Here is a 23,899-nt window from a genome sequence, read left to right as displayed (position 1 = left end):
ACGCAAATAGAGGCAAGTTAGCTAATAGGCTTGCCTCTATTGAAACTGCTTGATGCAAGTACTTTTGGTTCTATAGGCAGCCGATTTTTTATTATCGTTAGTCAGTCCATTTCAAGAATTAAGGGAGCACATTGATTTAAGTAATAATATTAAATTTGAGGCTAGGTAAGCAGACCAGATACGTTGAAGTTCGTTTGGCTCATCAAACCCAATAGTATGCACAGCATACCTTAGCTGCGGTATTAGCCATTGAATCTTTCTCGACGGATCATTCTTTTCAATTTGTTGGCTAGCTAACTTTCTTATGTGGCAAACAGATTCATAAGTGCGTTCAAATTGTGTCCCAAGAAATTGTTCTGACAACTTTGGCAGATAATCAAAAGGGTCATCAAACCTAAGTAAAAAATCACTAAACTCATAAGCTAGTTGAAGATCTGCATCAGACTCAATTGGTGTGTAGATGTAGAGAAGGTCGTTCTCAAGTTTGGCGAAATCTTTTAGTACATGTCCGCGATGGGTATGAAAGAAATCGATCAGCCAAACGTTGTCGCGCTCGTCGATAATGACGTTTGCACCATTGAGGTCGCCATGCACGAAGGCAAAGGGGTAGTCTCCAGTGAGCGGAGGTAATTTATCCAACTCTTCTTTGTAGAATTGATATAGGTTAGGTGCCTGTTTATTGCCGGGCAGGGTGATGGGACCTTCGGTAGGGTAATCGCCAATAAGTTCTTCTATCTTACTTTTGACTGATTCAGCCCAGTAAGAATCGAAGCAGTAGTATTCGAGCAGATCGGCTTTATCGTTAGTGGCTGCTCTGTAAAAGCGACCAAGCTGGGTTTCAAATATATCGTTCAGATACTGGTGCAGTTTATCTGTGCTTTCGCCCTGCTGAAAACAATCCTGAAGTGAGCGTGTTTTTCCAGAGCCCATTGAGGCGTAGCGGTATTTGATCGCGCCTAGGTTTTCAGAGTCGGCGTATTGTGCGATCGCCGGTGCATTATTACCAAGAACTTGCTCGATTTGCTCGAAGGCCATTCGTTCCTTAGCCATCAAGTCACGAGGGCCAATTTTGATAACGTGAGGGGCTTGTTCATGGCTATGCATGTCAATGCTGTTGGAGCCTGCGACGAGATTACCAGAAAATCCACCATCGAGAATTTTCAGAGAAAGCTGTTGGCAATCTCTAAATAGATAGCGAATCAAAAATTCATACTCGGGATCGAGATTCATCTCGCCAGACGTTTTGATCGTGAGTGATGTGTCTATTGATTTGTTAGTTATGGTGGTTCCGGTGCCACCTAGGAAGCGAATAAATTCGCCGATGCTATTAACGACTGTTGCACCCACCAAACGCTCTAATTGTTGTAATGCCAAAAAGTGTTGGCTGCGAGAAGAACTAGCGGTGAGGGCACTGCAAATAGCGATCTCTGCCTTCGGGTATCTAGTTGCTAGTTCGTAGGCTAGGAAAAGGACCTTTGCCTCAGTCCATACGCCTATGATCCCAATACGAAGCCTGTCAGTATTGGCCTTATCAAACTCGTCCAAAGTTGCTTTTAATTCAGTGCCCTCAAAATCGTTGAGCGTGGTGCTGTTAATGATTGTAGATTCGGAAGAGCTGGCACTAAATATAAAGTCGGCGCCTTTAGTATTTTGAATGCAGTGCGGTTTGAACTGGGCTAGGTGACTGGCCTGATCCGGGCAATCTGGATTATGCCAGTCCCGAATATGAATTGTGTTTAGCTGGTTGCTCGGTTGAGCATTCGCCCAATCCATAAAACGACCGATAGGGCCTGTATCGATATCTTCGCCGATTAAGCGCTTTGATTCTTCGTGGCCGACATGTAGTTGGTTTGGGAGTGGTTCACCCGAAGCAAGAGGCTTCACGAAATCGTTCTGTAAACACTGAGTAATAAGTACAGCTGACATCCTTTATCTACTCTTTAGTATTATTCTAGATTTATTGTTATATGGCCTTCCAAGCCTGAGCAAGAACATAGCATTCTTGGTCATAGGTTTCTATAGAGTTGGGTCTCGCGTCTCGAACGTACTGGATAGCTTTTACGGGGTTTATCCCTAGTTCAGTTAATATACGTGCTGCCAATAGGCCTGTTCTGCCTAGTCCGCCGCGGCAGTGAATAACAAAAGAATCACCATGTTTGAGAGCTTCATATAATTGCGCTTTGTTTTCTGCCCAAGTGGCTTCGAAGGTGCTATCAGGTACTTGCATATCTTTAATGGGTATATGTAACCAGTTAAGTTGTGAGTTTTTGAGCGCCGTAGGAAATTGAGTTACGCCAAGAATCTCAAATTCGTGCGTTTCCATTAGCGTGATAAGCGTTTTGCCGCCCCAGGCCAAGATCGCTTCTATATCTGTGTTTAGATCACGCTCCCATCTGCCTCCATATAATCCGTCGCAAATTTTACCGGGGCAGAAGGTTAAACCAATTTTACCTTTGGCGTTTGGAGGGTGTATTTCATCAATTCGAAGGGGGTGTGTTTTACTCGTTTTAATTTCGTTTGGTCGCTGTTGAGTTTCGAGTTTTGCACGAAGGTGTTCGAGAGGGCTCCAAGCGTTTCGTTCATGATCGAAAAAGCTCCAAAACTGCCATGCATTGCTAGTGCTATTGGCTGCGATAGGCATCGTATTCATTGCCGAGTTTATTGAGGTGTAGGTCGTTAAATCACCCTTAACTGTGCCATCGGACAGTAATTTCATATACACGCACTTATTACCTATTTTGGCTGCGATCGTTAGCGGTGAAGCGATAAGCTCGTTTGCAAAAAGGTCTTGGGTTTTTATGGGTGTCAGTTTCATAGGTGAAGAGTTTGGTAATGAAGGTATAAATAATGTGCTAGTCCGTTTGCTCCGCAACTTTATGTTGAAGGCACTATAAGGCCAAAGTCTAGATTACATCTTATCGAGTATGAAGAAGAGAGCACCATTTTGCAGGATCTACTAGAAAGTTTGATCTTACCGATGTTTTTATGGGGCTTGTTTAGAGCATAGAAATAAAAAAGCCCAGTTAAAAAACTGGGCTTTTGAAATAATTGGTGGCTACACCTAGATTCGAACTAGGGACCCCATCATTATGAGTGATGTGCTCTAACCAACTGAGCTATGTAGCCATTTGAGTCTTAGGACTTAGCGGTAGCCCTGCTCAAGAAGGCGCGTATTTTCTTGCTTTTACCTTGTTATGTCAACAGCTAAAAGTAAGAAAAATACATTATTTTTCTTACTTAAGTTTTTGACTAAACATTGAAGCGGAAGTGCACAACATCGCCGTCTTGAACGATGTAATCTTTTCCTTCTAAGCGCCATTTTCCGGCTTCTTTCGCACCGTTTTCACCGTTGAATTCGATATAGTCGTCATATGCGACTACTTCAGCTCTAATGAAGCCTTTTTCGAAATCTGTGTGTATCACGGCAGCTGCTTTTGGCGCAGTGTCACCGGCTTTCATTGTCCATGCACGCACTTCTTTTTTACCAGCAGTGAAGTAGGTTTGTAATCCTAGTAGTTCGTAGCCTGCACGAATAACACGATCAAGGCCTGGCTCTTCCATGCCTAAGTCTGCAAGAAACTCATCACGCTCTTCATCTTCTAGCTCTGAAATTTCAGCTTCTAACTTATTGCAGATAGGTACAACGACAGCGTTTTCTTTTTCAGCGATTTCGCGCACGGCATCGAGGTGTGGATTGTTCTCAAAACCGTCTTCATCTACGTTAGCGATGTACATGGTTGGCTTGATCGTTAGAAGACATAGCTCTTTGATGGTTTTAAGTTCGTCCTCATCTAAGCCTAATGCGCGAACTGGCAGACCTTCGTTGAGGTGAGGGAGTAATTTGCTCTCTAAAAGCGCTAGTGCTTTCTTAGCATCTTTGTCGCCACTTTTAGCTGTACGCGTGTAACGCTTTACCGCTTTTTCTACGGTATCTAGGTCGGCAAGAGCAAGCTCTGTGTTAATAACGTCAACGTCAGCTTGTGGGTTAACTTTTGCTGAGACGTGCACAACGTTCTCATCTTCAAAGCAGCGTACTACGTGCGCAATAGCGTCTGTTTCACGAATGTTGGCTAAGAATTGGTTACCTAGACCTTCACCTTTAGAGGCGCCTTCAACAAGCCCTGCAATGTCGACGAACTCCATTGTCGTTGCGAGTGTTTTTTCAGGTTCGACAATGGCTGATAGTTTGTCCAGTCGTGGGTCTGGCATGGCGACTACGCCTGCATTGGGCTCGATCGTACAGAAAGGGAAGTTCTCTGCGCCGATACCAGCTTTAGTTAATGCATTGAATAGCGTTGATTTGCCAACGTTTGGAAGTCCTACGATGCCGCAGTTAAAACCCATGGTCTGAATCCTAGTGTGTCTGGTCTTAAAAAATTGGACGTATTATATAGAGAAGGGCGAGGGTGGTCACCTTGTTGGGTGACAAAGATACGATGTTTAACTTGCTTTGAAGCTATGCAGTGCGTTCATTGCTCGAGCGGTATCTCCAGAAATGATCTCTGGCAAATATCGACTCGCTTCGTCGATGACTGCAGTGAGTTCTTCTGTTTCTTTTTTACCAAGTTTTCCGAGTACATGGCCGGTTACTTTACTTGCGTGGCCTGGATGGCTGATGCCGAGTCTTAGTCGTGAGAATTCTTTATTGCCGCCAAGTTTGGCGATGATGTCTCTAAGTCCGTTTTGGCCGCCGTGTCCGCCGCCTTTTTTAAGTTTCATTGCCCCCATTGGAATATCGAGCTCGTCATGTGCGACAAGAATTTCTTCTGGCTGAATCTTAAAAAATTGAGCAATCGCTTGAACGGCTTGGCCGCTGCGATTCATAAACGTAGTGGGAACTAAGAGGTGGATATCTTTTCCTGAGAAGTTGGCTTTACAGTAAAGGCCGTGGAATTTCTTCTCTGGTTTGAGGGTTTGAAGCGCTTGTTGTGCAAGCGCTTCTACAAAGATGGCACCCGCGTTATGGCGGGTATTTGCGTATTCGGCTCCGGGGTTACCTAAACCGACAATCAGCTTGATCTGTTGAGTCATGGCTGAATGTGCATTCCCTAGCTGGTGCCAACGTAATAAGCTCCGGTGGGGGCTTATTCGTCACCTTCGCCTTCAGCTGCAGCATCTTCTGCTTCGTCAGCAGCAGAGCCTTTCGGCTTGTGTACAGATGCAACAGAAAGGTCGTGATCTTCACCTTGCTGAAGTGCAGCAATCGTTACACCTTTAGGAAGAACGATGTCTGAAAGGTGAACGATTTGGTCCGCTTCAACTTCAGTCATGTCAACTTCGATGAACTCAGGAAGATCTGCTGGAAGACAGATAACTTCAACTTCAGTCATTTGGTGCTGGATCTTGCCGCCGCCAAGTTTAACGCCTACACATGCTTCTTCGTTAGTGAAGTGAAGTGGTACGTTAACGTGGATAGCTTGGTTTTTAGTAACGCGCTGGAAGTCAGCGTGCATTACTTCATTCGTTGCTGGGTGGCGTTGAAGATCTTTAAGAATTGCATTCTCTTCTTTACCATCGAAAGCGATAGTAAGGATGTGAGAGTAAAATGCTTCTTCTTCTAGTGCGCGGCGAAGTTTGTTCGCAGCGATAGAAAGAGAAACAGGCTTCTTAGACTTTGTGCCGTATAGGATTGCAGGTACTTTGCCTTCTAGACGACGCAGGCGGCGGCTCGCACCTTTCCCCTGGTCTTCGCGAAGTTCTGCTTCGACAGTAAATAAATCACTCATTATTGATTCCTCAATAAGCGTTGAAACAAGTCCGCGACCAGACTCATAACACGCATTTTAAAACGAAAAAAAGCACTTATGTGCTTTTCGATAGTTTGCCTACGCCCTTGAAAGGAATAGGCAAATTTTTCTAACGCGCTGCTTCGTTTAGTCGAAGAGTGCGCTAATTGACTCTTCATTGCTGATGCGTCGAATCGACTCAGCAATTAGGCCGGAAATCGTAAGGGGGCGAATCTTACCACATTTTTCAGCGTTGTCACTTAATGGAATGGTGTCTGTGACAATCAATGCGTCCAATGTGCTGTTTTCGATGTTTTTAATCGCTGGGCCCGACAAAACTGGGTGGGTGATGTAAGCGTAAACTGCTTTTGCGCCATTCTCTTTCAATGCTTCTGCGGCTTTGCATAGCGTGCCTGCCGTATCAACGATGTCGTCGATGAGTAAGCATGTTTTGCCTTTTACATCGCCAATAATGTGCATTACTTGAGAAACGTTCGCTTGAGGGCGACGTTTGTCAATAATTGCTAAATCTACATCGCCAACGCGCTTAGCCATTGCGCGTGCGCGAACAACACCGCCAACGTCTGGGCTGACAACGATAAAGTCTTCTTTAAAGCGCGTCATGATATCGTCGACCAGAATAGGTGTTGCGTAAATGTTGTCTACTGGAATATCAAAGAAGCCTTGAATCTGATCAGCGTGCAGATCAACAGTCAATACGCGGTCGATGCCTGCGCCAGTGATCATGTCAGCCACAACTTTTGCTGTAATCGGTACACGCATTGAACGCACACGACGATCTTGTCGTGCATAGCCGAAGTAGGGAACAACCGCTGTAATACGGCCTGCAGATGCGCGACGTAATGCGTCGGTCATGACCACGAGTTCCATAAGGTTGTCGTTGGTTGGGTTGCAGGTTGGTTGGATGATAAAAACGTCTTTACCGCGAACGTTTTCGTTAATCTCAACAGCTACTTCGCCGTCGCTGAATTTAGTGACTTTAGCGTTACCGAGAGGTAGGCGTAAATTGTCGACAACTTTCTGTGCTAAATCACGGTTTGCGTTGCCGGTGAATACCATCATTTTAGACATGTGGGTAGCTTACCTCGTTTCAGAGCTGCTTGTGGCGATCAATGTTTGGCTTATATATGGGTATTGAATAATGGCTGGGGTAGGAGGATTCGAACCTCCGCATGACGGGATCAAAACCCGTTGCCTTACCGCTTGGCGATACCCCAGTAATCTGTACCTAAATAAAGTCTGCAATATAGTTCAATTTTGAACTTTTACCTTGAGTAATCCTTTGCGAACGTCTCAACTTCATTTAGCTTTTGATGAGCAGGAGAGAGTGAAACTCCCTTGGCTATAAAGCCCTTGAATTTGGCGCTAGCCTCGTTCAAAACCTGTCTTGCTTCTGTCTCAGTTGAAAGTCGACAAAAACAACATGCTCCAGTTCCTGTTAGCTTTGTTGGTCCATATTTACTCAACCAATCAATTGCTTCTTTAACAGTAGGGTAGAGCTGCTTAACTAGTGCTTCGCAATCGTTGTGAAGCGTGTTTAGTGCCTGTCCCTCTAAAGCGGGCGCTATTCTCATCTTTGGAGTGTCTCTTGTCAACACTTCATTTGAAAAAATTTTTACCGTGCTAATGTGTGCTTCTGGTGCTAGTACAACATACCAACAATCTGGTGTTTTTATAGGCGATAATTGCTCGCCAATGCCTTCTGCCCATGATGTTTTTCCGTTTACGAATACTGGAACATCGGCACCTAATTGAATCCCTAAGTCGCAAAGTTTTTCGTTGCTTAAATTGCATTGCCATAAGTAATTTAAAGCAATTAATGTCGTCGCTGCATCAGAGCTGCCACCGCCCACACCTCCACCCATGGGTAGACGTTTATTTAGCGTGATGTCGACCCCTTTATAGTACGTGGCGAAAGGTTCCAAAAATTTTGCAGCTTTGTAAATTAGATTGTCTTCGACAGGAATGTCGTTGAACTCAGGTTTGATCGTAATAGCTTGGCTTGAGTTCAGTTCAAAATGTAGTTCGTCCCCAAAATCGAGAAGTTGAAAAACTGTTTGAAGTTCATGGTAGCCGTCTGGTCTGCGCCCATTGATATGTAGGAATAGATTTAACTTGGCGGGGGCTGGAAGGCTTAGAGAATGGACCATTGTGCAACTACCAATGTAATACGCGTGTCGTTTTGTTCGATTTTGATTCGGCCAGGTAAGGGAAGGTTTGATACATCGTGGTAGCGATCTAGGTGTATTGTCCAGCCATCTTGTTCAAGTGTAGATAGTAGGCCTTGGTCGTTGAGCGTTTCTTGGGATTTAGATTGCGGTGCTGGAATGCCGCGCAGCCAATAGCGAATTCTTTGTATAGGTAAGGGGCTGCCTAGTAACTCTTTGATTGTGTAGTTAGGGTAGTCTGATCTAACTGGTTCTTGGCCGGGTTCGTTAGCCTCAATCCAGGCGGCGGTGCCTTTCAGTTCGATGGCGCCTAATCCAAAGAATGCAGAACTTAATTCGATTTGGTATTTGTCAGCGTCTTGAAGCCAGTTGTTGATGGCGACACTGAAAGCTTCTTCGCTATTGCGAAAGCCTAGTTTGCCATTAAATTGAAAGGTCTCAATTTGATAAAGCTTAGCGCGGAGTTCTTTTGAGCCGTCGTTTTCGAAGCTTTTATAGCTACTAGAGCAGCTCATCAGTAATAAGCTGAACACTATCGTGAAAGTCCAGCGAGATATGGTTTGAGGCATTTTCTTTTAAGACTCTGAGTTTGTTTCTAACTCAGGCTCTGGTTGGTCTTCGGCAGAGTTTGTAGTGCTATCTTCAGAGTCAGCGTTGGGTTCAAGCATTTCGGGTGCAAGTCTCTGTAGCGTCTCTATTAATACCTTATGATCTGGTTGTTGACGCAAACTGTTGCTCCAAACAGTTCTTGCTTGGTCTTTTTTGTCGAGTGACCAAAGTGCCTCGCCTAAGTGTGCTGCTACTTCTCCGTCTGGATATTTTAAGTACGCTGCACCTAGTAACTGTACCGCTTCTTCGGCTTTTCCTAATCGGAAAAGGACCCAGCCCATGCTATCCATGATGGCTGGATTATCTGGTTTTAGCACAAGCGCCTTGCCAATGAGTTGCGCAGCTTCCTCGAGTCGATCTGTGCGATCAGCCAAGGTATAACCTAGGGCGTTCAGGGCAATCGCATTATTTGGGTTTTGGTCGATGAGGTGGCGCAGGTCTGCTTCCATTTCTTCAAGCCGATCGTCGCCTTCGTAATGCATTGCTCGTGCGTAGACGAGTTGTTCATCATTTGGATGATCAGCAATACCTTTGTCGAGGCTCTCTAATGCTGCGTCACGTTGTTCAAATGTGTTCAATAGCTTGTATTCAATGAGCCATAATCTGACTTCGTTATTTGGCTGTTCTTTGCGCAGGCTTGCAAGTAATTCGATCGCTTCATCTTGGCGATCAAGCTTGGTAAGTATGTAGGCCTGACGTTCAACAGACGAATTGTAATGTGTTCCAGGTGAGACGGCTTTGAAGTAGTTAAGTGCTTCTTCAAGTTGTTCCTGTTCTTCTGAATATCGACCAAGGTAGTAGTTTGCGTCGTTTTTGTGCGCAGGGTAATTTTTCAATTGCTCGAAGACGACAGTTGCTTCTTCTGGTTTGTTAATTTCTAAAAGTAGAAGAGCGTACGAAAGTTTTAAGCTTGGAGACTCAGGGTAATATTCTATAAGTTGAGCAAACACGTTTGCTGCATCTTCTGTTTGCTCACGCTCAATAAGGAGGCTTGCGTATAGTCTCCCAATTGCATTGTTATCTGGAAAGTCGTCAAACGCATCAGCTGAATATTCAAGCGCTTCTTGTTTCTTTCCGCTCTCGTTCAAACAGTTAGCTTTGACGATAGCTGCTTGTTGGAATCGTGGTTGTACTTTTAACACAGCGTCTAGGTTGGCAATCGCTTCATCGCATTGCTTCAAGTTGCGTTGAACTAATGCAATGCTGTACTGCACCTCCCAGCTCTCTGGATATTGTTCAAATAAATCTTTATACAGGGTAAGAAGTGCTTGTTTTCCTTCTTCGCTTTCTTGTGCTGAATTGATAGCAAGTGCTTCAACAGATGTGTTGCCTCCTAGACGCAAAATCTCTGAGGTGTGAAACATTGCTTGCGTGTAGTCTTTGTCGAGAGCGTATTGATATCCAAGCAGTTGGTGTGCGGCGATCGAGTTTTCATCTTCTTCAAGCCAGAGCATTGCCAGCTCTTGAATTGCTTCACCATCTTTGGCGATTTGTGCGGCATTTATTGCGCGTAAAATGACAGCAGGGTCTCGGGTGACTTGTGCTTGATGAATATAATTCACAAGTGTTATGTCAAACTGGTTTCGCTGAGATGCGATTTCAGCAACCAGTAAATCATATAGCGTGTCTTGTTCGACAGAAAAGTCTTGGTAAGTGACGTCTTCTTCTGCTGAATTGGACTTAACCTCTGCGTCAGTCGAGGCTGTGTTTTGTGTGTTGAGAAGGCTCGCACAACCACTAAGAGTGATGAGCGCGCTTAAAACAAATGCGAAGCGAAATGAATTCAAAGGTGTCTCTTTTATCGTTACTAGATGAGGCATAAACGTCGTTATGATGACATACCGCTTAATACTGTCAATGTTGTCGATAAGACATTGTGTAATTCGCATGGAATATTTCTCACGCTCTTTGTAAAATAGGGGTTTAATTCTCAAATTCTGTAATCAATGTCCATCCTTGCCTTTGGCATAAATCATAAAACAGCTCCCATAGAGTTAAGGGAGAAAGTTGCTTTCGACCCTTTGGCGCTTATGGATGCCTTGTCGTCTTTCGTCGCGCAGCATCAGGTGAGCGAGGGCGTTATTTTGTCTACGTGTAACCGGACGGAGATATATTGTTCGGTTGATGGCGGTTACGGAAAACGTGATGTTTCAGATTGGCTCGCGAAATTTCACCACGTTAATGTCGACCTTATTGAGCGAAATTGCTTCTGTTATGGCAACGACGATGCAGTGCGACACGTTATGCGTGTGGCGGCAGGGTTGGAGTCACTTGTTTTGGGTGAGCCGCAGATCTTAGGGCAGCTCAAATCTGCGTATGCTAGTGCGCTTGAGGCGGGCTCAGTTACTGGGCGGTTGGGGCGTCTCCTTGAAACGAGTTTCTCGACGGCTAAACAGGTGCGTACAGAGACGGCGATTGGCGAGAGTGCAGTATCGGTTGCAGCGACGTCAGTGGTTTTGGCAAAGCAGTTATTTGGTCAGTTGAGTCAGAGCAAAGCGTTGTTGGTCGGAGCGGGTAAAACAACTGAGCTTGTAGCGAAACACTTACGTCAAGCTGGCATTAAAGACTTAACTATTGCGAATCGTACTTTGGCGCGTGCGCAAGATTTGGTAGATGAAGTCGGTGGTCAAGCAGCTTTAATAGGTGATATTCCTGATTTGTTGGTCGATGCAGACATTGTTATTTCCTCTACTGCGAGTCCACTGCCAGTTCTAGGTAAGGGCGCTGTTGAGCGTGCATTAAAGTTAAGGAAACATCGGCCGTTTTTCATGGTGGATATCGCGGTCCCTAGAGATATCGAACCGCAAGTGGGTGAATTGGCGGATGTGTATTTATATACGGTTGATGACCTTGCCAATGTGATTGATGAGAATAAGCGTTCGAGAGAAAGGGCTGCTGACGATGCCGAGTCGATTATTAACGCTGGAGTACGCCGATTTACGAGTGATTTGCGTATTTCAAAAGCGGGGGACGGCTTAAGACGATTCAGAGCGCATGCTGAAAATATCCGCCTAAACGAAGTAGAAAAGGCGGTTAGTGCTTTGCAGCAAGGAGCTGACCCTGAGAAAGTCGTGAGGAGTTTGTCTCGAACTCTCACGCAAAAGTTATTGCACGAACCGACCGTCTCTGTTCGTGATGATGCTGCAGCCGGAAAAGCTGAAACGGCACAGTTGTTATTGAATTTATTTAAACTTGATGAAGAGTAGCGTTGCTACACTTCTCGTACTTTATTTTTAGTGAAACATATATATGAAAGAGTCTTTGCTACTCCGTCTTGAAGAAATTACGGAGCGATATGAAGAGTTGGGCGCGTTGTTGAGTGACCCAGAAGTGATTTCTGATCAAGATAAATTCCGTGCCTACTCCAAAGAATATTCAGAAATCGAGCCTGTCGTGCAGTGTTTTGCTCGCTTTAACCAAGCGAAAGATGATATTGAAGAGGCGAAGCTGTTGATGGAAGACGGTGATGCCGAGATGCGAGAAATGGCGCAAGAAGAGTTAGGCGAAGCTGAGAAAAGTATGGAGGTCTTATCGGATGAGTTACAAATGCTCTTGTTGCCGAAAGACCCGAATGATGGCAATAACGTGTTTTTGGAAATTCGTGCCGGTACAGGCGGTGACGAAGCTGCGATTTTCTCAGGTGACTTGTTTCGCATGTACTCTCGTTATGCGGAGCAAAAGCGTTGGAAGATTGAAGTTGTAAGTGAAAGCCTTGGTGAACATGGTGGTTACAAAGAAATCATTACGCGTGTGATTGGTGATGGTGTCTATGGCGCGTTGAAGTTTGAATCCGGTGCGCACCGTGTGCAGCGCGTTCCTGAAACTGAATCGCAAGGTCGTATTCATACGTCAGCATGTACGGTTGCGGTTATGCCTGAAATCGAATCTGTTGATGATGTTGAGATTAATAAGGCTGATCTTCGAATTGATACTTTCCGTGCATCGGGTGCGGGTGGTCAGCACGTCAACAAAACTGACTCTGCAATTCGTATTACTCACTTGCCAACAGGCGTAGTTGTTGAGTGTCAGGACGAACGTTCCCAGCACAAAAACAAAGCTAAGGCGATGACCTTGCTTGCGTCTAAGTTATTGAGTGCAGAACAAGAGGCGGCTGCAGCTGAGCAATCGTCTCAGCGCAAGAGTTTGGTAGGCAGTGGAGATCGTTCAGAGCGAATCCGAACATATAACTATCCGCAAGGGCGTGTCACGGATCATCGCATCAATCTTACCTTGTATAAGCTTGCTGAGGTGATGGAAGGTGATCTCGGGACTGTGATCGATCCTTTGTTGCATGAGCATCAAGCCGAGCTTCTTGCGAGCATGAATGACGCATAAATGAGTGCTCAGATAACAATAGAGCAGGCACTCGCAATGAGTGCCGATATTCAAAGCGAAACACCTGAACTTGATGTCCAATTGTTGTTAGCGCATGTCTTGCAGGTAGAGCCAAGTTATTTTCGTACTTGGCCCGAAAAGTCCCTCAGCGTAGAGCAATCTCAAACCTACCGTCATTTATTGCAAGAGCGTCTTAAGGGGCGGCCTGTCGCACACCTGACGGGTAGTCGAGGTTTCTGGACGCTCGATCTTATTGTTAATGAAAGTACTCTCATTCCTCGTCCTGATACCGAATGCTTGGTTGAAGCGGCGTTAGACTTATTTGCTGATGTTGAGGCAGCGAGTGTACTTGATCTAGGGACGGGTACGGGCGCCATAGCACTAGCTCTAGCAAGTGAACAGCGAAATTGGACTGTGCTAGGTTCAGATCTACAGTCGGATGCGGTTCTTTTAGCGCGCTCAAATGCAGCTAAAAACCAAATTCGAAACGTCGATTTTGTTCAAGGCTCATGGTTTGACCCGATCGATAAAGATGCTCAGTTTGATTTGATCGTGAGCAATCCACCTTATATCGACGAGAATGACGTCCATTTGTCTCAAGGTGATGTGCGATACGAACCCTTGTCAGCGCTTGTTGCGGCAGAGCATGGTTTGTCTGATATAAAGCTTATTTCGAAATTAGCAAGATCTCACCTTAAGAACGGTGCGTGGCTGATACTTGAGCATGGTTATGATCAGGGAGATGATGTTCGACGTATTTTGAGTCAGTTTGATTACGAGAGTATCGAAACTCGGCAGGATTACGGTAGCAACGACCGGTTCACGATCGGACGATTCTATGGATAAGGCTTCTATGGATAATAAAATGAATGATGAGGCTTTGTTGCGGTATAGCCGACAGTTAATGCTACCGGGATTTGATGTGGCAGGGCAGTTAGCTTTAAGCAATGCGCGTATCTTGATTATTGGGGCTGGTGGCTTGGGGTCTCCTGCGGCGTTGTATCTGGCTGCCGCTGGCGCGGGGCGACTTACCATTGTGGATGACGATATCGTTGAATTGAGTAACTTGCAGCGTCAGATTGCGCATGGTGAGTCTGCCATAGGGCAGTCAAAAGTTGTGTCTGCGAAAGATAGTCTCAAGGCATTGAATAAGCATTGCGAGGTTATTGCATTAGAACAAAGGTTTGTAGAGTCTGATTGGGCGGAAAAGCTTTCTGAGTTTGATGTGGTGTTAGATTGTAGTGATAACTTTGAGACGCGCTTTTCAGTAAACCGCCTTTGCGTGAAATCGAAGGTTCCGCTAGTTTCAGGTGCTGCAATTCGTATGGAAGGGCAGTTGGCGATATATGATTCTAGAGAGGATGATTCGCCTTGTTATCGATGCTTATATGATGAGCAAGGTAACGAAAACCTTAACTGTTCAACCAATGGTGTGATGGCGCCGCTAGTTGGGGTGATTGGCTCAATGCAGGCTTTGGAGGCTATAAAGCTGGTGTCTGGATATGGTGAGCGCAGTGCCGGGAAATTGTTGATCTATGATGCTCTGTCTTTAGACTGGCGTACCTTGAAATTGCGCAAGGATCCTGAGTGCCCCGAGTGTGCGTAGTTGCGATTGAATAACAAAAAAGCCGGAGATTAAATGCTCCGGCTTTTTTGTTATGGGGTGATGCTAGTTACTTAATCATGAAAATTATTCGCGACGTAATCTGCTAGACGAGATCGTTCAACGCTTGTGAGTGTGATGTGAGCGTAGTGCTCCCAATTTCTCATGCGGTCGATCGCGTAACTAAATCCGCTTGTATTGGCGCTGAGGTAAGGTGTGTCGATCTGCTTGAGGTTGCCGATCGCGACAACTTTAGTTCCTGGGCCTGCGCGTGAGATGAGGCCAAGCATTTGCGCCGCGGTCAGGTTTTGGGCTTCATCAATTAGGAAGAACTTTCCTGAGAAGCTTCTACCTCGCATGAAGCTTGAGCTTTTTATTTTGACGCGATTCTTAAGAAACTCGAGCCCTGATTTTCGCTCAAACTCATTGCCTTCTGGGTTCGCCGCTAAGGTTTCGAGTGCGTCCGTAATTGCACCCATCCAAGGTTCGATTTTGGCTTCTTCTTCGCCTGGTAAAAAGCCTATATCTTCTCCCATCGGAACGGTTGCGCGAGTGACAATGATCTCATCGTAGAATTTATCTTCGTACACAAGTTGTAGCGCTGCAGCGAGGGTTAACAAGGTTTTACCCGTACCTGCATCGCCAGCTATCGTTACAAAATCAATTTCGGGGTCGGTAAGAATAGAAAGCGCGTAGTTTTGCTCCTGGTTACGCGCTTGAATACCCCAGCAATGATAATGTTGCTCGAAATCAGGGAGTATTTCGATCATAGCTTCTTTGCCATTGGTGGCGCGAAGAATGCCGCGAAAGTTTTGTTGGTTATTTGAGTTTGAGTAAATGTGCGTGTTGATCGGCCAATTTCCGACCCAAGGCGCTTTTATGTAATAGATAATGATGGTGCCGACATCTTGAGAGTCCTCGCGTTCGGTTCGGATTTCAACACCTTCAGCTTCCCACATCTCTTCAGTGATTTCTATTTGGCCGGAGAATAGAGATTCATCACCAATGCTTGCTACTTGGTCGTTACGATAATCTTCTGAGATGATTCCACGGACGACAGCTTTGATGCGCATGTTGATGTCTTTCGTGACAAGAACGACGCTTGTATCGGTATTCTCAAAGTCGTCGCGTAACTGTTTAGCGACATCAATGATTTCGTTATCAGCAACCGTTTGTCTATCTTTTTCGAAGGTTTGGAATATAAGCTTCCCGCCTCCGTCTAGGGCAATCCCCTCAGGGAGCTGGTCTATATCTGCTTGTGAAAGGAGTTCGTCGAGATAGCGGTGTGCTTGTCGCGCATTTCTGGCGGTATCTCGTTGGCCACGTTTGTGGCTATCAAGTTCCTCTAAGACGCGAAGAGGGATAAAAACAGTTTGTTCTTCGAATTTAAATATTGATTCAGGCTCGTGGAGCAGAACATTGGTATCAAGTACATAAATTTTACTATCGGTTTTTTTGTTACTTATAACCATCTTGAATTCCTTCGAAGTGAATGTGCATTTAGGTTTCGCGGCCCTCCGAGTTGTTTGCGCGCATCATTAACTTAGTTGAGTTGTTCGACAATAACTTTGAGTAAATCGTAAGTCGTAATGATGCCGCTTACGTCATCACCATGTTTTACAAATACTCTATGAAGGTGTTCGTTCATCATGAGTTTTGATACTTCTGTAATGGGAGTATCTTCAGGTACGGACACTAAGATAGGGGTCATGATGTCGTTAACTTCGACAGGCATATTGGCAAGGCCTTCGAAAATCATCATTCTTAAACGGCGAGCTTCTTGCTGCTCTTCTTCGCTCATTTCAGCTTCGTAGGGAGAGCTCGAGCCATCGAAATGGAATTCTGCAATATCTTTGAGCGTTGCAATGCCGATGATTTTGCCTTCATCGTTCGCAACAGGGCTACCAATAATATCGTTATCGCTTAGGAATTTCTTGAACCGTTCCATTGTCCAAGACTGCGGTACTGACTTTACGTTGGGAGTCATGATGTCTTTTGCGGTGAGCGATTTTACTGACATTATTCTTTTCGCCTTTATACGGTATTTCTTATGACTCAGAGAAAGTGCCGTCCACTGGCACTCATTATCTTACTCTGGGAGCATGACGTTCAGTTCAAGAACCGAACAGTCATCATTTTTATCAAGTTGGACCTGTACTTGGTCTTGATTGATAGATACGTACTTGCGAATAACCTCAAGAATTTCTTTTTGAAGCATTGGCAGGTAATCGGGCTGCTCGCGCTGCCCACGTTCATGAGCAACAATTATTTGTAAGCGTTCCTTCGCGATAGATGCGGTGTTCTTCTTGGTGCTTTTAAAATAATCTAAAAAACTCATGCTGTTGCAGCCCCCTTAAACATACGCTTAAAGAAACCTTTCTTTTCATTCGTGATAAAACGCTGTGGCTTTTCGGCGCCAAGTAAGCGTTCTACAGCATCATCGTAGGCCTGTCCTGCATCAGTTGATTGATCATGGATAACAGGAACGCCTGAATTTGAAGAAGAAAGAACGGATTGTGATTCAGGAATAACGCCAAGAAGTTTGATGGCTAGAATCTCTTTAACGTCATCTACGCTCAGCATTTCACCTTTCTCAACACGGCTAGGGTTGTAGCGGGTTAGAAGAAGGTGCTCTTTTACCGACTCGCCATTTTCAGCGCGGCGAGACTTGCTTTGTAAGATACCTAAAATTCGATCTGAGTCGCGAACCGAAGATACTTCCGGGTTCGTTACGACAATGGCTTCATCTGCGAAATAGAGAGCCATTTGAGCGCCGTGCTCAATGCCTGCAGGCGAATCACAAATGATGAAATCGAAGCGCTCAGAAAGTTCATTAAGAACTTTTTCTACGCCATCTTGAGTGAGTGCATCTTTATCGCGAGTTTGAGAAGCGGGGAGAATGTAAAGATTCTCATTATGCTTATCTTTGATAAGAGCCTGGTTTAGCGTCGCTTCGCCGTTGATTACGTTTACGAAGTCATACACTACACGACGTTCACAGTTCATGATTAGATCTAGGTTACGAAGACCTACATCGAAATCGATAACGACGGTTTTGTGTCCCTTCAGGGCAAGACCTGTGGAAATGGACGCGCTGCTAGTTGTTTTACCTACGCCGCCTTTACCTGAAGTGATAACAATTATTTTTGCCAATGTTCTATTCCCATGTTGCTATGTTGTTTGAAGTTGGGCTTAAGCCTCTTTACTTCTTGCGCTCTTATTCGGCGCTTAATGGGCTCTTTAGAGCTCTAGTTTTTTAAAATTCAGAGTTTGCTCGTCCAAATATACTTGGCAGGGCTTGCCTATGGTTGAGCTTGGAATGTCTTCGCTTATTTTGTATTGCCCTGCGACGGAGACAAGTTCTGCTGCCATGCTTTGGCAGAAGATGCGTGCTTTGGTATTGCCTTTAACCCCAGCTAGCGCGCGTCCGCGCAATGTACCGTAAACATGAATGTTTCCGTCGGCTAGTATTTCTGCGCCGGCACTTACAGAGGCTAGAATGATCAAGTCACCATCTGCTGCGTAAACTTGTTGTCCTGATCGAATAGGATGATGGACAATTTTACTAATCTGTGTTTCAGTTTTGATTTCGACCTTTGCAGGCTCATCTGCTTTGGGTTCCTGCGGCGCAGGTTCGCTAGCTGCTGGAGTGTCTGTATCGATCGCTGCGTTACGTTCTTTTTGTTTGGCTAATATTCCTAAGCCATGATTGCGCGCGACGTCTTGAAGTGATGCGCTGGCGCCTCTTACAGCGATTGCCTTCACTTGGTGTGCTTGGCATATCTCGATGAGACGCTCAAAGTCGAGGCTTGGTTCTTCATACTTCTCTAGGCCAATCACGACAGGAAGGTTTTCAAAAAAACTAGGGGCTTGAGCGACTTTCGCTGCGAGTTCTTCGCTGAATTGCTTTGGTTCAAAGCTGGTGAGCTCTAAGGCAGTCATTGGAGCTAAGGATGCTTTAAGTTTGATGCTTGGCTGAACAGGCGGGTTTTCTGCTGACTTGTGTGCTTCTGGAGCGATGGTTGTGCCTGTGTCCGAACTCATGATTACCCTAATTTTCTATTTTGTTTTTTTGTTTGCAGAGCATGTACTAAATAGTTACTTATTTTGGGTCTGTTTCGCAATAGTCAACAAACAGATTCTGACAGCCCTCTAATGCTTTCGATCATACCATAGAGCCTGAAGCTCATGCTTATGTTAAAAGCTGATTTTTTAGTAATGTGTTGAATTAATTATCGAGGATTTCCACTGACCTCTCAGCTTCGATTTAATAGGTTGTGAGAGATCAGAGCGATGGTCTGGTTTTATTGCTCGGTTTCTGGTTTTGTTTTCGGTAGAACAAGGTTGAGAAGAATGCCCGAGATGGCTGCTAATCCTATCCCTTGAACGACGAAGCCTTCACCGCCAAAGTTCATTCCGCCAATTCCAAATACTAAGGGGATTGAGATAATTGCTAGGTTGCGAGGGTCGTGTAAATCAGCATTTGAACGGGCTATTGTTCCTATGCCAATTGTTGCAATGGCACCAAATAGTAGAACCATAATGCCGCCCATCACAGGGGTTGGAATCGTGGCAAGAAAGCCGCCGAGCTTGCCGCAAAAAGATAAGATAATTGCGAACACTGCGGCCCAGGTCATGTAGATTGGGTTAAATGCTTTGGTTAGTGCGACGGCGCCGCTCACTTCTGAGTACGTAGTATTTGGCGGTCCACCAACCACTGCGGCTGCGGTTGTCGCTACACCATCGCCAAGTAAGGTTTTATGAAGTCCAGGTTTTTTTAGGAAGTCTTTTTTAGTAACGCTGCTAATTGCCATCATATCTCCGATGTGTTCAACCGCAGGTGCAATGGCGACGGGCAACATAAATAGAATTGCGCTGGCATTGAATTCGGGGAGCGTAAACCTTGGATTCGCAAACCAAGCCGCGTTGCTGATTGGGTCAAAACTAACAATTCCACAGAGCAGGGCGACGACATAGCCGACAGAGACTCCAAGAAGTATAGGGATTAAGCGAATAATGCCGCTGCCTAGAAGAGATGCAATGGCGGTAACAAGCAATGCGCTCATTGAGATAAGAATGGCAGTGTTCTGGTTGACTAGCTCTGCTGAACCGTCACCCGTTTTACCGAGTGCCATATTCACAGCGACTGGTGCAAGGCTTAAACCAATTACAACGATAACCGGGCCGACAACAATCGGCGGCAAGACGCGTTCGATGATCTCGGTTCCGCGCCACGCAACAATGCCCGAGAGCAAAATATATACGCAACCTGCGGCCATTAGTCCGCCCATCGTTGAGGCTATGCCCCATGTCTGGATGCCATAAATAATAGGGCCGATAAAGGCAAAGCTGGAAGCGAGAAAAATCGGAATGCTGCGCTTAGTTATAAGTTGAAAGATGAGCGTGCCAACACCCGCAGTAAATAGAGCAACGTTACTATCTAACCCTGTAAGTAAGGGGACAAGAACGAGGGCGCCGAAGGCAACGAACAGCATTTGTGCGCCAATTAGCGCAGTCTTTGGGCTGAATGCATTTTCATCTGACATCGTGAATCTTCCTTTTCGCTATGTTTAGGGTGAGTTGTTGCTACTGGGTCCCGAAGATCTTGTCTCCTGCATCGCCAAGCCCGGGTAATATATATCCTTTGTCGTTTAGCTTTTCGTCGACAGCGGCGGTATAAATTTCCATGTCAGGGTGTGCAGCTAGAACTTTTTCAATGCCCTCGGGCGCTGCAACTAAAAACAAACCAATGATTTTTTTACAGCCTGTTTTTTTAAGAAGGTCAATTGTCGCAATCAGAGTTCCGCCAGTTGCAAGCATTGGGTCTATGATCATTGCTGTTCGATCTTCAATGTCTTTTACGAGCTTTTCAAAATAAGTAACCGGCTCGAGTGTTTCCTCATTTCGATATAGCCCAACGACACTGACCTTAGCGTTAGGCATTAATTCAAAAACACCATCAAGCATACCAATACCGGCGCGTAGGATTGGAACGACAGTGACTTTCTTTCCTTCGATTTGCTCAACGGTTGTCATGCCCGACCAGCATTCAATTTGTTTCGGTTCGAGAGGGAATGATTTGGTTGCTTCGTAGGTGAGGAGGGTCGTGATTTCTTTACTGAGTGCGCGAAAGCTTTTGGTGGAGATGTCTTTTTCGCGAAGTAAGCCTAACTTGTGACGAACGAGTGGGTGTTTGATTTCGATGACGTTCATGCATCTTCCTTTGATTAATACGTAAAAAAAGGGCGCTTAAAACATTAAGAAAAGGGCACATTACTGATTAGCTCTATGCAGTTGTGTGCACGCTCCATATAATGAACAACAGCTTCACAATCATAGTCAAATTTTTCCTTAAGGGAACTCTAAAAGGGAACTCTAAGTTTTATGAGTCAAGACACGCCTAGTTTCGAAGATGGTGTCGAGCAGATTTCGCTTCGAGAATATACCGAAAAAGCCTATCTCGATTATTCAATGTACGTCATTCTTGATCGTGCGTTGCCGCACGTCGGGGACGGTTTAAAGCCTGTTCAACGCAGAATTGTTTATGCCATGTCGGAACTTGGCTTAAAAGCATCGGCGAAGTATAAGAAGTCCGCGAGAACGGTGGGTGATGTTCTGGGTAAGTTTCATCCGCATGGCGATAGCGCGTGTTATGAAGCGATGGTGTTGATGGCGCAACCGTTTAGTTATCGTTATCCATTGATTGATGGGCAAGGTAACTGGGGTTCGGCTGACGATCCTAAGTCATTCGCGGCAATGCGATATACCGAATCAAGATTAGCGCCTTATGCAGATGTGCTTCTTGCCGAGTTGGGTCAAGGTACTGTTGATTGGATGCCTAACTTTGATGGCACGATTGATGAACCAAAAACCTTACCCGCTAGATTGCCGAATTTATTGCTTAACGGCACAACGGGTATTGCGGTCGGTATGGCCACTGATATTCCTCCTCATAACCTTCGAGAAGTCGCGAGTGCATGTATTCATTTGCTGGATGAACCTAAGGCTCAAACTCAAGATCTAATGACGCATGTTCGCGGGCCTGATTATCCAACGGGTGCTGAGATCGTCACTCCGCCGGCAGATATTCAGAAGATTTATGAAACAGGCCGAGGCTCGATCAAGATGCGAGCTGTCTATAACACTGAAAGTGGCGATGTCGTGATCACCGAATTGCCTCATCAGACTTCTGGAGCCAAAGTGCTTGAGCAGATTGCGTCTCAAATGCAGGCCAAGAAGCTACCGATGGTTGCGGACTTGAGAGATGAGTCCGATCACGAGAACCCAACGCGTCTTGTGATTGTTCCCCGCTCAAATCGTATTGATATCGATTCATTGATGGCGCACTTGTTTGCGACGACTGATTTAGAAAAAAGCTATCGCGTTAATCTTAATATGATTGGTATTGATGGTCGTCCTGCAGTGAAAGACTTGCGTACGATCATTAGTGAATGGTTGAGTTACCGTACTGATACCGTTACACGCAGGCTGCAATATCGCTTAGATAAAGTTGAGCGTCGCTTACACTTATTGGAAGGCTTATTGGTCGCCTTTCTTAATATTGATGAAGTCATTCATATTATTCGTACTGAAGATGAACCTAAAGCCGTCTTAATGGCGCGGTTTGGTTTAACTGAAGTGCAAGCTGATTACATTCTCGATACCAAGTTGAGACAGTTAGCACGTCTTGAAGAGATGAAAATCAAGGCGGAGCAAGAAGAGCTCGAAAAAGAGCGTGCTTACTTGCAAAAAGTACTTGGCTCAAAAGCGCAGATGAAAAAGCTCATCAAGAAAGAGCTGCTCGCTGACGCTGAAAAATATGGTGACGATAGACGCTCTCCGTTGGTTGTTCGTGGTGATGCAAAAGCCTATTCCGAAACTGATTTAGTCAGTTCTGAGCCAGTGACCGTCGTGTTATCTGAAAAAGGCTGGGTACGCGCTGCGAAAGGGCATGACATTGATCCAAAAGGCTTGAACTACAAAGCTGGCGATAGTTTTAGTTTGTCGGCAAAAGGTCGTAGTCAACAAGGTGTCATCTTCTTAGATTCTACTGGTAGGGCGTATACGGTAGCAGCACATACTCTGCCGTCTGCTCGAGGCCAAGGTGAACCCTTAACCGGTAAAATAAACCCACCATCTGGTGCAGAGTTTAGAGCGGTGCTAATGGGTAAAGAGGGGCAAAAATTGCTCATGATGAGCGATGCCGGTTATGGCTTTGTTTCAAGCATTGATCAACTTCAAAGTAAGAATAAAGCGGGCAAAGCTGCGATCACATTGCCTAAGAATGCTGAAGTGATGCATCCGATGGTCATCGATGATGTAGAGAGTCAGTTGCTTGCTGCAGTGACTAATGAAGGCCGAATGCTGGTGTTCCCTGTGAAAGACCTTCCTGAATTGGCGAAAGGTAAGGGTAATAAGATTATCAGCATTCCTTCAGCGCGAGCTCAGAGTAAAGATGAGCTGATGACCAATGTTGCGATTTTCTCAGAAGCCGATTTTGTGGTCATTCACTCTGGTAAACGCCACTTGAAGCTTAAATACAGTGATTTGCAGCACTATGTTGGTGAACGCGGACGAAGAGGGCAAAAACTGCCAAGAGGATTGCAGCGTGTAGACCGTATTGAAATTATTAAAACGGGTAAGGCTGACGCTGAGCCAGAAGCAGAGCAGCAAGCAGAATAGTCACTAGAATAAAAGCCGTTGTTACAACGGCTTTTTGTTATCCAAGAATTCATTTTAATCAGAAAGAGATTAGCTTTGAGCGAAATTATATTAATTAACGTGTCTGGTATTGATAAGCCTGGTTTGACCTCAGAAATGACCGCAATCATGGCGCAATACGATATCCGTATTTTGGATATTGGTCAGGCCGTTATTCATGAGCATTTGACCTGGGGGATTTTGGTTGAGGTTCCTGGTGATAAAGAATCAAGTAGTGTGCTGAAGGACTTGTTGTTCCGTATGCACGAACTCGAGCAAGATGTGAGTTTCAAGCCTGTTAGCAAGGAAGAATACGCCCTGTGGGTGGAAGGCAAAGGTAAGGCTAGATACATCGTTACACTCTTATCACGATCTATCTCTGCGGAACAGATTTCTCATGTGTCTGCGATCACCGCTCGTCACGGTTTGAATATCGACAACATTACGCGATTGTCTGGTCGTCCCGCCGTTGAGCAGAGCATTGAACAAACTAAGGCATGCATTGAGTTTTCAGTGCGTGGCACGCCGCCTAACTTAGATGATTTGCGACAAGACTTCCTTGCTATCGGCAACGAGTTAGGTGTGGACATTGCGTTCCAAGAAGATTCAATCTTCCGTAGAAATCGTCGTTTAGTTGTCTTCGATATGGACTCGACTTTGATTCAAGCTGAAGTAATTGATGAGCTTGCGATCGAAGCGGGTGTTGGAGATCAAGTGGCTGAAATTACAGAATTTGC

Annotated in this window: 22 protein-coding genes and 2 tRNA genes; 6 read left to right on the top strand and 18 right to left on the bottom strand. The window is 45.3% G+C overall.

Going from position 1 to position 23,899, the window contains the following annotated elements:
* Nucleotides 1-111 precede the first annotated feature (111 nt).
* From A3739_RS16140 to A3739_RS16090, 11 genes are all read right to left on the bottom strand, one after another.
* Nucleotides 112-1,926: a phosphotransferase gene (locus tag A3739_RS16140; RefSeq protein ID WP_068481090.1), complete on the bottom strand. Its 1,815-nt coding sequence runs from the start codon at nt 1,924-1,926 to the stop codon at nt 112-114.
* A 37-nt stretch (nt 1,927-1,963) separates the two neighbouring features.
* On the bottom strand, nt 1,964-2,716 hold the full coding sequence (locus A3739_RS28175) for a cyclin-dependent kinase inhibitor 3 family protein (RefSeq protein ID WP_197472367.1): 753 nt from the start codon (nt 2,714-2,716) through the stop codon (nt 1,964-1,966).
* A 333-nt stretch (nt 2,717-3,049) separates the two neighbouring features.
* Nucleotides 3,050-3,126: transfer RNA gene (locus A3739_RS16130), tRNA-Met, on the bottom strand.
* 123 nt (nt 3,127-3,249) lie between these two features.
* Nucleotides 3,250-4,344: a redox-regulated ATPase YchF gene (gene ychF, locus A3739_RS16125; protein WP_068481088.1), complete on the bottom strand. Its 1,095-nt coding sequence runs from the start codon at nt 4,342-4,344 to the stop codon at nt 3,250-3,252.
* A gap of 96 nt (nt 4,345-4,440) precedes the next feature.
* A complete protein-coding gene (pth, locus tag A3739_RS16120; RefSeq protein WP_068481086.1) occupies nt 4,441-5,031 on the bottom strand; it encodes an aminoacyl-tRNA hydrolase in 591 nt (196 codons plus the stop codon).
* A gap of 53 nt (nt 5,032-5,084) precedes the next feature.
* Complete coding sequence (locus A3739_RS16115; protein ID WP_068481083.1) at nt 5,085-5,726, bottom strand: 50S ribosomal protein L25/general stress protein Ctc; 642 nt, start codon at nt 5,724-5,726, stop codon at nt 5,085-5,087.
* Between the two features lie 147 nt (nt 5,727-5,873).
* A complete protein-coding gene (locus A3739_RS16110; RefSeq protein ID WP_068481080.1) occupies nt 5,874-6,818 on the bottom strand; it encodes a ribose-phosphate pyrophosphokinase in 945 nt (314 codons plus the stop codon).
* A gap of 71 nt (nt 6,819-6,889) precedes the next feature.
* Nucleotides 6,890-6,964: transfer RNA gene (locus A3739_RS16105), tRNA-Gln, on the bottom strand.
* A gap of 48 nt (nt 6,965-7,012) precedes the next feature.
* On the bottom strand, nt 7,013-7,897 hold the full coding sequence (gene ispE / locus A3739_RS16100; protein ID WP_068502042.1) for a 4-(cytidine 5'-diphospho)-2-C-methyl-D-erythritol kinase: 885 nt from the start codon (nt 7,895-7,897) through the stop codon (nt 7,013-7,015).
* Nucleotides 7,882-8,430, bottom strand: coding sequence for a lipoprotein insertase outer membrane protein LolB (gene lolB, locus A3739_RS16095; protein ID WP_197472366.1), 549 nt, complete (start codon nt 8,428-8,430; stop codon nt 7,882-7,884). The genes ispE and lolB overlap by 16 nt, the downstream gene beginning before the upstream one ends.
* Before the next feature lie 60 nt (nt 8,431-8,490).
* Nucleotides 8,491-10,311 (bottom strand): tetratricopeptide repeat protein, encoded by a 1,821-nt coding sequence (locus A3739_RS16090; protein WP_197472365.1) that lies wholly within the window; start codon nt 10,309-10,311, stop codon nt 8,491-8,493.
* A 159-nt stretch (nt 10,312-10,470) separates the two neighbouring features.
* Here A3739_RS16090 and hemA point away from each other — a divergent pair, with 159 nt between their 5' ends.
* From hemA to moeB, 4 genes are read left to right on the top strand one after another with little or no spacing between them, the layout of a single operon-like run.
* Nucleotides 10,471-11,730, top strand: a complete 1,260-nt coding sequence (gene hemA / locus A3739_RS16085; protein WP_068481945.1) for a glutamyl-tRNA reductase — start codon at nt 10,471-10,473, stop codon at nt 11,728-11,730.
* A 43-nt stretch (nt 11,731-11,773) separates the two neighbouring features.
* Nucleotides 11,774-12,859, top strand: a complete 1,086-nt coding sequence (gene prfA / locus A3739_RS16080) for a peptide chain release factor 1 (protein WP_068481947.1) — start codon at nt 11,774-11,776, stop codon at nt 12,857-12,859.
* Nucleotides 12,860-13,705 (top strand): peptide chain release factor N(5)-glutamine methyltransferase, encoded by an 846-nt coding sequence (gene prmC / locus A3739_RS16075; RefSeq protein WP_068481950.1) that lies wholly within the window; start codon nt 12,860-12,862, stop codon nt 13,703-13,705.
* The gene (gene moeB, locus A3739_RS16070; RefSeq protein WP_231876498.1) at nt 13,698-14,465 is read left to right on the top strand and encodes a molybdopterin-synthase adenylyltransferase MoeB; all 768 of its coding nucleotides are present in this window, start codon (nt 13,698-13,700) and stop codon (nt 14,463-14,465) included. Before prmC ends, moeB begins: the two co-directional genes overlap by 8 nt.
* Before the next feature lie 71 nt (nt 14,466-14,536).
* On the opposite strand, the gene A3739_RS16065 is transcribed toward moeB, so the two are convergent.
* The 7 genes from A3739_RS16065 to upp form a co-directional block, all read right to left on the bottom strand.
* Nucleotides 14,537-15,934 (bottom strand): PhoH family protein, encoded by a 1,398-nt coding sequence (locus A3739_RS16065; protein ID WP_068481953.1) that lies wholly within the window; start codon nt 15,932-15,934, stop codon nt 14,537-14,539.
* Nucleotides 15,935-16,005: 71 nt separating this feature from the next.
* A complete protein-coding gene (locus A3739_RS16060; RefSeq protein WP_068474368.1) occupies nt 16,006-16,482 on the bottom strand; it encodes an HPP family protein in 477 nt (158 codons plus the stop codon).
* A 69-nt stretch (nt 16,483-16,551) separates the two neighbouring features.
* The gene (minE, locus tag A3739_RS16055) at nt 16,552-16,800 is read right to left on the bottom strand and encodes a cell division topological specificity factor MinE (protein WP_068481957.1); all 249 of its coding nucleotides are present in this window, start codon (nt 16,798-16,800) and stop codon (nt 16,552-16,554) included.
* Nucleotides 16,797-17,615: a septum site-determining protein MinD gene (gene minD, locus A3739_RS16050; protein ID WP_068481961.1), complete on the bottom strand. Its 819-nt coding sequence runs from the start codon at nt 17,613-17,615 to the stop codon at nt 16,797-16,799. The genes minE and minD overlap by 4 nt, the downstream gene beginning before the upstream one ends.
* An 87-nt stretch (nt 17,616-17,702) precedes the next feature.
* Nucleotides 17,703-18,506 carry a septum site-determining protein MinC gene (gene minC / locus A3739_RS16045; protein WP_082869091.1) on the bottom strand — a complete coding sequence of 268 codons (804 nt, stop codon included), beginning with the start codon at nt 18,504-18,506 and terminating at the stop codon, nt 17,703-17,705.
* Nucleotides 18,507-18,766: 260 nt separating this feature from the next.
* Nucleotides 18,767-20,008, bottom strand: a complete 1,242-nt coding sequence (locus A3739_RS16040; protein WP_068481964.1) for a uracil-xanthine permease family protein — start codon at nt 20,006-20,008, stop codon at nt 18,767-18,769.
* 40 nt (nt 20,009-20,048) lie between these two features.
* On the bottom strand, nt 20,049-20,675 hold the full coding sequence (gene upp / locus A3739_RS16035; RefSeq protein ID WP_068481969.1) for a uracil phosphoribosyltransferase: 627 nt from the start codon (nt 20,673-20,675) through the stop codon (nt 20,049-20,051).
* Between the two features lie 171 nt (nt 20,676-20,846).
* Between upp and parC the strand changes: the two genes are divergently transcribed.
* A complete protein-coding gene (gene parC / locus A3739_RS16030; protein ID WP_068481972.1) occupies nt 20,847-23,144 on the top strand; it encodes a DNA topoisomerase IV subunit A in 2,298 nt (765 codons plus the stop codon).
* Between the two features lie 75 nt (nt 23,145-23,219).
* Nucleotides 23,220-23,899, top strand: a 680-nt coding sequence (locus tag A3739_RS16025) for an ACT domain-containing protein (protein WP_304440284.1), incomplete at its 3' end; no start/stop codon positions are given.

It is taken from the genome of Oleiphilus sp. HI0067, assembly GCF_001635735.1.
The sequence above is the reverse complement of the archived record's forward strand: the minus strand, read 5'-3'. Positions and strand labels throughout refer to the sequence as shown.